The following is a 10493-nucleotide window of genomic DNA, read 5'->3' as shown; positions in this document are numbered from 1 at the left end:
GGCAACCTAGCTCGGTGCCAGGCCCACCACCCTAACCCAATCAAGAGGAACCCAATCAATAGGGGGGTTGGCTTCCGTCAAGCCTCTCTACCTGAAAGCTGACACCATTGGGTGAAGGCAAGCTAGTGAGGTAACAGTTTTGTCGACCATTAGCTTGCCATGTTACCTGCTCTACACCAGTTGGCTCGTTCTGCCAGAGCGGTCTTCGTGTACGGCATGGGAGAGGGGGGGATGTAATCCAACTTCACGATCCCTATCCGTAGTTACTCTTGGCATCTATCGACATCTAGCAGCAGCAGTGAGCTTGCAGTCGGGGTTACGAGGGATCCTCAGCCCACAGGTGATCGACGAACCGAGGGGAGTGGGAGAATCCCTGGCGGACACGGAGGCTTTGATCCAGGTTTGGCATGGACGCGGGGAGGGGCAAATTTACATCTGGGTCAGGTTCCATGCTCCTTATTCTGGCCATCCTGAGAGTTTTGTCCAGGGATCCGCTCTAGCCCAAAGGTATGGAGTGGGGCTGCACACCCACTTGGCGGAAACTCGCCGGGGAGTGGAAACTCTACAGGCTCGCTATGGATTGACCCCGGTGCAGTGTTTGAAACGCTGGGGATCCCTGAGTGCTCAGACCTTGGCCGCCCACTGTGTGCATGTGGGGGCTGAAGAAATCGAATCGAGGAGATGCGGTTGGCGGTGTTTCTGCAGCGGTTGGGATCGGGGGATGGAGCTGCTCTGCCGGCGCAACAGGCTTTGTGGATGGCTACACAAGGCAGTGCCGCCTGTCTGGGTCTGGAAGGGGAAATCGGCAGCTTGGAGGTGGGCAAAAAAGCGGATTTGATCTTGCTGGATTTGCGCGTGGGCACCGCTAACCGCTATGCCAAAAAGCTCGTCACCTGCTTGTGAGAACCTGTGGGCTGCATTTTGACCGTGACTCTATTGCACAGCTCAAAGCGGCCCTCGTCGGGCATATGCTCGAAGAATGTGTTAGGCGTCAGAGGAGCAGCGACAGCCTGGATCACAGATATAACCCCTGGTCATTCGTCAGTGGTGCGGAGCGCATTGGGGGCATCCTAACCCCGCCAGCGGGCTTTTGGAGCATCCTGTGAATAGCTCTCAGGGTGCTTGCACGGGCGGTGGGTTGTTGCGCAAAAACGGCTGTACGGCTACAAATCCCAACCCAAACGATCCAATGACTAAGACGACTGCAGCGGCCATCCAAAGTACGGCAGAGCCCTGGGATCCGTGATGTTGCTCCCGTACCCGCTGATAAATGCCGGTGGAATAGGCTGAGGAGTCTGCCTCGCCGAGATAGGGATCCGGGCCGCCCCTATCCTGCATCAACTCGTCCAGGGAAGGAACCTGGTAGCCAGTGCGGGGGTAGGGCTCGGCAGAGGTGTGGGTGGAAGGGTGGCGAAGGGAATCAAAGGAGGACGGGGCAAAGCCGTTGGATGAGAAGGAGGGGGTCTCGTTGCGGGCCTGTCGGCGCTTGAGGCGATTCAAAAAATCGTAGCTGGGAGGGGCTTCCGGTTGGCCGGGATTGGCAGTCGGGCTGTTCTGTTGGAAAGAGGCTTCAGAAGCTGCAGCAACTTGGGCAGCCTGGCCATTTGCGTCAGCAAGCCGTAGGCTGATTTGCTGCAGGCGCTTCAGGGTGTGGCCCAATTGCCCCTGGAACTCTCGGGTGATGGCAGCGAGCTCTCCAGACAACTGCTGATGCAGAGCGCGCAGGTGCTGGTTTTCCGAGGAAAGCAGGCTTATCTGCTGACGGGCAGACTCCAACTCTTCGGCCACTTGTTGATACACCTGAATCGGCACCACCCCTGGCCCCGTCTCCATTGCGGCAGGGGAGCGAAAGCCACTGGGGTTACTGTTGCTGTTGCGAGCGCCAGAGGGGCTAGAACCCCGAAAACCGTATTGCATAAATTGGGATCGACTCGGAAGGACAGGGGGCTGGGACAGCTTGACACAGAGGGATCCAAGATATCAGGGATCTCCAAGGATAGTGCTGAACACCGGCAATCTAAAGGCGTGCAGCTCTAGCGTTAGTGTAAGCCGCAATTACTACCCCAAGCATACCGCTAAGCCTTTGGAATGGGCGATCTCTTCACAGCAATTTTTCCCGCCCACAAGCGCCATTTCCCCGCTGCTTCCAGGGAGGGCCGGCTTGCGCTGTCGTTCCCACGTCACGAATACTCCCCCACCAAGTCCGGGGAGCCTGAAGATTCGGAATCTGAGGCAGAGGAGTCCCGCAGCAGCCGCTCCAGATCCCGTCGCAGAGGTGGTTCCAACTGTTCCAGCTCATTGACAAAGTCTTTTATACCCTGAAACTGGCGATAAACGGAGGCAAAGCGCACGTAGGCCACCTCACTTAGGTGTTGCAGGCGCTCCAGCACCATCTCGCCGATGCGCAGGCTGGTTACCTCTTGGGCATCTTCCAATTGCAGTTTTTCTTCGATCTCATTGACCAGCTCTTCCATCTGTCTGACGGTGACGGGGGTTTTTTGGCAGGCACGCATCACCCCTTGCAGGATCTTGTTGCGGTTGAAGCTTTCGCGGGATCCATCCCGTTTAATGACCATGATGGGCATGAACTCGATGCGCTCATAGGTGGTGAAGCGGTAGCCACAGGACATGCATTCTCGCCGCCGCCGCACACTCTGGCCACCTTCTGCCGAACGAGATTCCAAAACTCGGATTTCTTGTTTGCTGCAGCGGGGACATTTCATGGCTTGCAGTCCTTACAAAGCGACAGGTGGGTAGGAGGGTGCCTCAATTTTACCGGATGCTTAATCTTCTGGTGCTTAGACAGGTTGCAAATGAGATGGACTCTGTTCGTCGAGTGCAGATTGCAAGGGATCCCACCAAGCAGCGGCTTGCGCCTGGATCTGGGCCTTCAGCTCCGGTTCCATGCGATCCAAATGGATCAATACCCATTTCATTCTGCCCAAGGGGGCTAAGAGGGATCGCTGACGCAACAGGAAGTCCCAATACAACGTATTGATGGGGCAGGCTTGTTTGCCAACCTTTTCGCTGGGATTGTAGCGGCAATGGCGGCAGTAGTCACTCATTTTGCGGATGTACTGAGCAGAGGCGGCATAGGGTTTGGTGGAGAGCATGCCCCCATCGGCAAAAAGGCCCATGCCGATGACGTTGGGCTGCATCACCCAGTCGTAGCTGTCGATAAACACATCCTGAAACCACGCTTCTACTGCCTGGGGCTGAATGCCACTGATGAGGGCGAAATTGCTGAGCACCATTAGCCGCTGGATGTGGTGGGCATAACCATGACGGCGAATTTGATCCAGGGTGTGCTGCAGACAGGCCATGTCGGTTTTGCCCGTCCAAAAAAACTCTGGCAGGGGTCGCTGGTGGCCAAAAAAGTTGTTCTGGGCATAGCCGTTGGGCATTTGGTATTCGTAGAAGCCGCGCATGTACTCCCGCCAGCCCAGGATCTGGCGGATGAAGCCTTCGGCGGAGGGCAGGGGGATCCCACCCTGATAGTAAGCCCGTTCGGCGGCGGCAATGACTTCGTGGGGGGTGAGCAGGCCCAGATTAAGGTAAGGGGAAAGCAGGGAGTGGTAGAGAAAGTCTTCCCCAGTTTGCATGGCGTCTTGCCAAGGGCCGAAGTGGGGCAGGCGCTCGTGGATGAAGTGATCAAGCACTTGCAGGGCTTGGGCGCGGGTGACGGCCCAGCCAAATCCTTCTAGAGATCCGAAGTGATGGCCGTAGTGTTGCTTAACTTTTGCGATGACAGCCTGGGTGATGGCGTCGGGGGGGAAGGTGAGGGGCTGGGGGTAGCGCATTCCGGGTTTGGGGGGATGGCGGTTTTCCCGGTCGTAGTTCCAGCGCCCGCCCAGGGGCTTGGGGCCATCCATGAGAATGCGGAAGCGTCTTCGCCCTTCGCGGTAAAAGTCTTCCAGGAGCAGGCGCTTGCGACCTGAGGCCCAGTCGATAAATTGACGAGTACTCCAGAGGAAGTGGTTGTTTTCCAAGATCAGGAGGGGGCAAGGGAGGGTGGATCTCAGATTTTCCACCTCCTCCCGGATGGGAATATCAGCTGGCTGCATGAGGCGGATCTGCTGCAGTTGATGCTGCTTGGCCCAGGTTTGCAGGGGCTCGGCATAGCTGTCGGCTTCCACGTAGGTGACCGGGTAGCCCCGCTGTTGCAGTTCTTGGGCAAAGTGACGCATGGCCGACCAGACCAGCACCAGTTTCTGCTGATGGTGGTTGCGGGAGCTGGCCCACCGGTGAGATTCGATGAGAATGACGGGAACTCGGTCTGGGGATAGGGTCGAGAGGGAAGCGAGGGCGGATTGCTGTGGGTGGAGTTGATCCGCAAGGATCCAAACCCCTTCTGGGCCGGCAGATGGAGCGATCATGGGATGCTGAAGCTCTCGGTCTATGGGAGGAGCGCTGAGAATGACACAGGTTGAGTTTAGCTCTGGGGGGCAAGGCCAGGTGGCAGTTGCAAGGGATCCCAATGTCTGCTGAATCTCTGCGGATTGTTTTCAAAGCATGAACGGTACAGACGAGGAGAGAGAGACATTGCCGGAGAGACCCCACAGGCCGGGGATCCCTTTCCTGCGGTGGTGGGCCGGGCTGGGGATGGTGGCCCTGCTGCTGCTGGTGATCTGGAACTGCACGGATCCCTTGCCGCCGGCGTGGGATGAGGCCCAGCATCTGCTGCAGGCGCAGGCTTTTGGGCTTCACCTGGGACGGTTTCGCTGGGATGGGCTGTGGGGGCAGCAGTTTTTGCATTTGAACCAGCGCTACCCCCCTTTGGCCTATTGGCTGGGGATCCCCTTGGCAGTTCTACATCCGTTCAGCCGGGCGGACGGGCAGTTGCTCAACTTGGGGTTGCTGGGGGTGCTGGTTCTGGCAACGCAGCGGCTGGGACAGCGGGTCTATCGCTCTGGGGAAGTGGGCTGGCTGGCGGCGGCGTTGGTGCTCCTCTATCCGGGGATCACGGCTTTGGCCCATGTCTACATGCTGGAGCTGCCACTGGTGGTGGCGGTGACGCTGGCGTTTTGGGCGCTGTGGGCCTATGGGGAGAAGCCTTCCTGGTGGGGGGCGGTGGGGGTGGGGGCGGGGGTGGCGGCGGTGCTGCTCACCAAGTGGACGGGGGTGCTGTTTTTGCTGCTGCCTTTGGTGGGAGTTGCAGGTCAAGCCCTCTGGCGCTCTGGGAAAGCGGTGGGGTGGTGGAAAGGGATCCCTTGGTTGGTGCGGCTGGCCCACTTGGCCTTGGGGATGGGTGTGATGCTGCTTTTGTGCTGGCCCTGGTATGGGGCCAATTGGCTGTTTGTGCTCAGCAATGGCTGGGCTTACGCCGAGACTGCCCACTACTACATCACTTGCCCAGCGGGATCCCTGTGCTGGTGGACCACCTACTTGCGCTTTCTGCCCCTGCAGATGAGCCCTTTTCTGTGTGGGTTGCCGCTGCTGAGCGGGTGGGGATCCCTGGACAGGCGAGAGGCAGTCTTGTGGGCCACCTACGGTTCCGGCTACCTTCTCTACACCCTGGTGGACATCAAAGATGTGCGCTTCACCCTACCCCTGCTGCCTCTCTTGGCCGTGTTATCAGCAGGCGGGATCCAAAAGGCTTGCCGGTGGTTGGAGGAACGCTGGGGTGCGTGGGCTTTGCAAAGGGGAGTCTGTGCAGGGCTAGTTCTGGGCTGCTTGGCCTTGGCCAATTTGGGTCGGCCCCTTACCCCAGGCGTGGCTCCTCTGTGGACGGGGATCCAAATGCATTGGCAGGGGCAGCACCCCACACAGGAGCTGACGCAGTGGATCCAATCCTTGATCCAGCCAGGCTTGACCACCACGCTGGGGGTTCTCCCCAATACAGAGCTGATCTCTTCCGAAACCCTCACCTACTTGGCGGCTCTTCAGCGCTGGCCGGTTACATTCCGCGCTGCTGGGCAAACCCCCTGGCCGGAGTTGGAGCTCTCCTTGCTGGATGGGTTTGTGGATGCCGAAGGGGAACAGGGAATTATTGGCCCTTATGGCCCGACTAAGGAGCAGATCCGGCAGCACCTGCGCAGCAGCCCAGACTGGCGACAAGATCCGGCGGTGGAGTTGCCTACGGTGGGTCGGCTGCACACTTACTTCCCTCGCTTTTCAAAGGTGACGGTACAGGAGTGGCCTCTGGAAGCTGGGGAGGTGGAGCTGGTGGAGGTTGAGACGCTGTCGGAGCTGGGGATCCCGGCCTGGAAGTTGCGCTGGCAAGGCCCAGCTCAGAACTTGGCCCAGACGCTGGTTTGGGCGCGGCTGGAAGACGGGCAAGGACGGGTTTTGGAGAAGCGGGCCTGGGTGCTGGGGCAGAATCGCCTGCAGCTCAACTCAACAGGCGGCTGGCTGGTGGAAGAGATCTTGACGCTGCCCACAACCGACTTCCCAAGAGGTGGCCTTCTCCACCTGGAATGGCAGTTGCCCAAAGGGATCCGCCATTCCCTACACCAATCCTGGAGAGGATCCCTGTCGAGCTTCCCGAAGGAGGGATCCCCCCTTGTAACGGATCCCTTGTTTCCTCTCCGCGAGGCGGCCAGAGCTGCTGCCGCTGGGGATCTGCAGGCCCTCTCCCTTTATCTCAATGCCTGGACAACCCTGCAATACCCGACTTTTTTAACAGATCCAGATCGCGTCTTGGCTCGGCAATTGCTGGAGAGGGAATGGCAACAGGCTGCTGCCCAAGGCCAACTGAGCCAGCAAATCCAGAGCCACTACCAACTGGGCTTGCTGTTGGCGGTGCTGTTACAACCAGAAGCAGCTCAGTTGCATTTTCAACAGATCGTCGAGCTGGATCCGGAAGACGAGTGGGCGCGGGCTTACCTGGGGTTTTTGCGAGTATTGTTCACTCACGACTTTGAGGGGATCCGGGGGTTGCGACAAGAGCTCTCGGCTGTGCTTCAGCCTCTTTGCCGGAAAGCGGATTTGGATTGGGATTTGAATTGGATTTGTGCTGCTCTTTAGCCACAAAGTCCAGCTCCATTTGAGAAACCTGGGAAAGAAGAAAGTCGGCAAAAGCTTTGGCCACCACCGAAAGACGTTTAGAGCGCAAATAGACCAAATGCCAGAACCCCCGAATGGGAAACTCTTCCACATCCAAAATAGCCAGATGATGCTGCCATCCCCCCAAGGCCAACACATGCTGAGACAAAACCGAAATGCCCAATCCACCCACAATGCCCTGGCGAATGGCTTCGCTGCTGCCTATCTCCATGCGGATGTTGAGTTTCAGGTTATGCTTGTCGAAGAGCCGCTCTACAGCCATGCGGGTGCCGGAGCCGGGTTCACGGGCTAAAAAAGGTTCTTGGGCAATGCGCGCCAGAGGGATCCCCTTTTGGCCCACCAGCGGATGATGAATGGGGGCCATCACCACCAAAGGATTTTCCAGAAAAGGTTGTGCCACCACGTCCAGATCTTCTGGCGGCATCCCCATCACGTAGAGATCGTCCATGTTGTTGCTCATCCGCTCCAAAACCTGCTGGCGGTTGAGCACCTTAAGAGCTACGTCAATGCCGGGATACTGCTGACAAAATGGCCCCAGCAGACGGGGTATAAAGTATTTGGCAGTGGTGACCACTCCAATGCTCAGCCGTCCCTGCTTTAGCCCCTTCAGGTCGGCAAGGGTCATCTCGAATTGATTCAATTGTTCAAAAATCTTCTCGCAGGTTTGGTGTAAAGCTTGCCCCGCTTCGGTGAGATACAGCCGCTTGCCCACCTGTTCAAACAACGGTAACCCCACGGCTTTGCTCAATTGCTTGATCTGCATGGAAATCGTGGGCTGGGTCAGGTAAAGCTCTTCTGCAGCGCGGGTAAAGCTCAAGTGACGAGCGGCAACCTCGAAGATTTGCAGTTGATGCAGGGTAATGGCCTTCATGGACAATCAAGAAAAGCTAAAGGTTTACTACTAAATCATAAGCGCTAATCTATGCCTTTTGGCGAGATCCCTAGGAGAACCTGGCTAACGGTCACAGTGGCGAAAGGGGCAAAACCGAAGAGCAAACCCCTGCCACTGGGATCGGAGGTCTAGTCATTCTAAACAGGAATGAAACATTTCTGTTGCACTACTCCCCAACTCCCCTCTCCCCGATGGAGAGGGATTAGAGGTGGCTGTAGAAGCGGCGCAGAGCGCTGAGAAGGTGTCTCAATCTAGATTGAAATAACTATAGGGATTGGCCAAGGGATTGCGCCGGTGTGGGCACGGGCGGCTGTTTTTTTTCAATAGCCGCTCTCTGGGCAGGAGAAGAGTACGATCGCAGACATTCTCGTGGAGGTTGAGGGTGCTAAGACTGCCAAAAAACAAAGGGAGCCGCTGGCTTGCGGGTGTGCTGGGCGCGCTGATGTTGCTGGGATCCGGAATCACGGCCCAGGCTCAGTTCTTGTGGCCCGGCCATTCCCTTTTCCCCAGCTCTGGTTCCGTAGACAGTGCGGAACAGAGGGGATCCCACTTGGCTGCTCGGCTCGACGCCTACTGCCGACAGCCGCCCGAGGAGGTAGCGCGCAAGGCTCAACTGCGCCAGCAGGCTGCCCAGTCGAATGCTGCTTGGGCCGAGTACACCCAAGTTTTGGCCGAACATGGCGCTGCCTTGATTGCCTGCCGCAGCCAACGCTGGCCCCAGATCCAGGCCATCTGGGTACGTCTGCATCCCTGTGATGCCAATCCGGGCGTGTTGGATCAGGTGTTCGACCAAGTGGTAAACCTGGGCTACAACCGCGTTTTTATCGAGACCTTTTACGATGGTCGCTCTATTTTGCCGGATGGCGCAGGGGGGATCTGGCCCAGCTTACAGCCCAACGCCGACTTGTTGGATCTGGCTCTGAAGGCGGCGCGACGCCGCGGCTTATCTGCCTATGCCTGGGTGTTTTCCCTCAATTTCGGCTACAGCTACGGACAACGGCCCGATCGACAGGTGGCCCTGGCCCGCAACGGTCGCGGCATCACCACCGTCTTGGATCCCGCTACAGCCCTTTCGGAAGACCTGGGCAGTCCTGGCGAGGTATTTGTGGATCCCTTTCATCCCTTGGCACGGCGGGATTTTGCCGAGTTGGTCCGCCGCATCCTACAGCGACAGCCGGATGGGATCCTTTTCGACTACATTCGCTATCCGCGTGGCTCAGGGGGATCCAGCGTGGCGGCCACCGTCCGAGACTTGTGGATTCACGGAGAGGCCGCCCGGAAAGCCTACCTCAATTTGGCAGAAAACCCGGCGGGTCGGGCATTGCTGGAGCGCTACCTAAGCCAGGGCTACATTGCAGTGGCAGATGTTCTCCATCTGGATGCCACCTATGCCGAAGAGCCCAGGTGGCGTCAGCCAGGGGATCCCTGGCCCAGCCCGACCGAGAAATGGGCGCTTTCCCCAGAGTTACTGGACTGGGCTGCCCAAGACATGGCCAGCAGGAATTGGCAGGGGGATCAGCTTTCCTCTGCAAAAGATTTACCAGAGAGTCTGGAGAAACCGGCGGATTCCAGTTCTGAGGCAGCAGCACCAACTCCTGCCCCTTCCCCCACCCCCAGCGCCGCCGTTCGCCAAGAACGTTGGCAGCAGCAGCTTTGGCAGCTGAGCGTCGAGTTTGCCCGCTACGGCGTTCTCGATTATCTACAGCAGGCCGCCCAACCCGCCCAGAGGCTGGGGATCCCGGTGGGGGCTGTCTTCTTCCCAGAAGGCAACCAAGCAGTAGGAGAAGGGTTTGACGCTCGTCTGCAACCCTGGGACCGCTTTGATCCGGGTATGGAATGGCACCCAATGGCCTATGCCAAGTGCGAGGATAGCTCCTGTGTGGCGCAGCAGGTGGAGCAGGTCCTGGCTGTGGCCTCTCCCCAAACCTTTGTCTGCCCGGCCATTGCCGGTCTATGGGGACAAGCCCAGCGGCAACGCCCCAGCCTGGAAACCCAAACAGCAGAGCTGGCCCGCCGCTTCCCCCAGTTGCCCTGTGTGAGTCACTTCGCCCTCTCCTGGATCGAGCCGGAGCTGGAGCGCAGCCGTCGCACCTGTCAACTCTAACGCCCATCCCAATCTGAAAGTTAGGAATTCTGAACTTATGAGCCCTGAGCAATTTGATCTGATTAACCGCCTGTTTCAACTGACCTTTCAGATCGGGGATCGCTTGGGCTGTGAATCCTCAGATCCTGCTCAATTGTTGCTGACCAACCGGCCCAGCCTGGAATCCAGTTGCACATTCTTTCCTTCCGATTTCACCTACGAAGCCTTGGATCCCCAAGTGTGGGCCGACTACATGGCGGAAGTTCCGGCCTTAGCGCAGATGGCGAATATTTTGCAACCTTATCCTTTCACCTGTGGCATTTATCGCCAAGACGAGGTTTCGTGGTGGATTTGCGCCTTTTGGGCAGCCCAAGAGGACTTGGGAACCAACTTGCTCTTGCGCGCCCACAGAGTCGAAACTTAGGCGCTTGAGCCCTATCTCCTCTCCCTCATCGAGACGGGGATCGGCGTTACCGGAATCAAAGGGGCTGATAGCAGTCGTGGTTTTTATTA

General features: G+C 58.1%; 8 protein-coding genes and 1 pseudogene. 5 read left to right on the top strand and 4 right to left on the bottom strand.

The window, feature by feature from the left end:
* Nucleotides 1–139 precede the first annotated feature (139 nt).
* Both NW818_RS09070 and NW818_RS09065 read left to right on the top strand, forming a co-directional pair.
* Nucleotides 140–661 (top strand): annotated as a pseudogene (locus tag NW818_RS09070) (amidohydrolase family protein); the annotation flags it as partial.
* 20 nt (nt 662–681) lie between these two features.
* Entirely contained in the window at nt 682–903 is a 222-nt protein-coding gene (locus tag NW818_RS09065; RefSeq protein WP_414407026.1) for an amidohydrolase family protein, read from the top strand.
* Nucleotides 904–1113: 210 nt separating this feature from the next.
* Here the strand turns inward: NW818_RS09065 and NW818_RS09060 are convergent, their stop codons facing one another.
* The 3 genes from NW818_RS09060 to NW818_RS09050 all read right to left on the bottom strand — a co-directional run bounded on the left by NW818_RS09060 (nt 1114) and on the right by NW818_RS09050 (nt 4376).
* A complete protein-coding gene (locus NW818_RS09060; protein ID WP_414424362.1) occupies nt 1114–1917 on the bottom strand; it encodes a hypothetical protein in 804 nt (267 codons plus the stop codon).
* Nucleotides 1918–2180: 263 nt separating this feature from the next.
* Complete coding sequence (nrdR, locus tag NW818_RS09055) at nt 2181–2723, bottom strand: transcriptional regulator NrdR (protein WP_414374563.1); 543 nt, start codon at nt 2721–2723, stop codon at nt 2181–2183.
* 75 nt (nt 2724–2798) lie between these two features.
* Nucleotides 2799–4376 (bottom strand): cryptochrome/photolyase family protein, encoded by a 1578-nt coding sequence (locus NW818_RS09050; RefSeq protein ID WP_414424361.1) that lies wholly within the window; start codon nt 4374–4376, stop codon nt 2799–2801.
* A 136-nt stretch (nt 4377–4512) separates the two neighbouring features.
* Here NW818_RS09050 and NW818_RS09045 point away from each other — a divergent pair, with 136 nt between their 5' ends.
* Nucleotides 4513–6966 (top strand): ArnT family glycosyltransferase, encoded by a 2454-nt coding sequence (locus tag NW818_RS09045; RefSeq protein WP_414424360.1) that lies wholly within the window; start codon nt 4513–4515, stop codon nt 6964–6966.
* On the opposite strand, the gene NW818_RS09040 is transcribed toward NW818_RS09045, so the two are convergent.
* A complete protein-coding gene (locus NW818_RS09040) occupies nt 6848–7876 on the bottom strand; it encodes a LysR substrate-binding domain-containing protein (protein WP_414424359.1) in 1029 nt (342 codons plus the stop codon). The two genes, NW818_RS09045 and NW818_RS09040, sit on opposite strands and share 119 nt — an antisense overlap.
* A gap of 403 nt (nt 7877–8279) precedes the next feature.
* On the opposite strand from NW818_RS09040, the gene NW818_RS09035 reads away from it, so the two are divergent.
* Both NW818_RS09035 and NW818_RS09030 read left to right on the top strand, forming a co-directional pair.
* A complete protein-coding gene (locus NW818_RS09035) occupies nt 8280–10001 on the top strand; it encodes a hypothetical protein (RefSeq protein ID WP_414424358.1) in 1722 nt (573 codons plus the stop codon).
* A gap of 37 nt (nt 10002–10038) precedes the next feature.
* Entirely contained in the window at nt 10039–10404 is a 366-nt protein-coding gene (locus NW818_RS09030) for a hypothetical protein (RefSeq protein ID WP_011433539.1), read from the top strand.
* Nucleotides 10405–10493 lie beyond the last annotated feature (89 nt).

The organism is Synechococcus sp. R6-5 (genome assembly GCF_047461775.1).
Taxonomy (GTDB): Bacteria; Cyanobacteriota; Cyanobacteriia; order Thermostichales; family Thermostichaceae; genus Thermostichus.
This window is presented reverse-complemented; position numbering and strand designations above follow the sequence as displayed.

Bases quoted from the DNA above. Each gene is read 5' to 3' on its own strand.
- NW818_RS09065 (WP_414407026.1), top strand. From the start codon at position 682: ATGCGGTTGGCGGTGTTTCTGCAGCGGTTGGGATCGGGGGATGGAGCT.
- NW818_RS09060 (WP_414424362.1), bottom strand. From the start codon at position 1,917: ATGCAATACGGTTTTCGGGGTTCTAGCCCCTCTGGCGCTCGCAACAGC.
- nrdR (WP_414374563.1), bottom strand. From the start codon at position 2,723: ATGAAATGTCCCCGCTGCAGCAAACAAGAAATCCGAGTTTTGGAATCT.
- NW818_RS09050 (WP_414424361.1), bottom strand. From the start codon at position 4,376: ATGATCGCTCCATCTGCCGGCCCAGAAGGGGTTTGGATCCTTGCGGAT.
- NW818_RS09045 (WP_414424360.1), top strand. From the start codon at position 4,513: ATGAACGGTACAGACGAGGAGAGAGAGACATTGCCGGAGAGACCCCAC.
- NW818_RS09040 (WP_414424359.1), bottom strand. From the start codon at position 7,876: ATGAAGGCCATTACCCTGCATCAACTGCAAATCTTCGAGGTTGCCGCT.
- NW818_RS09030 (WP_011433539.1), top strand. From the start codon at position 10,039: ATGAGCCCTGAGCAATTTGATCTGATTAACCGCCTGTTTCAACTGACC.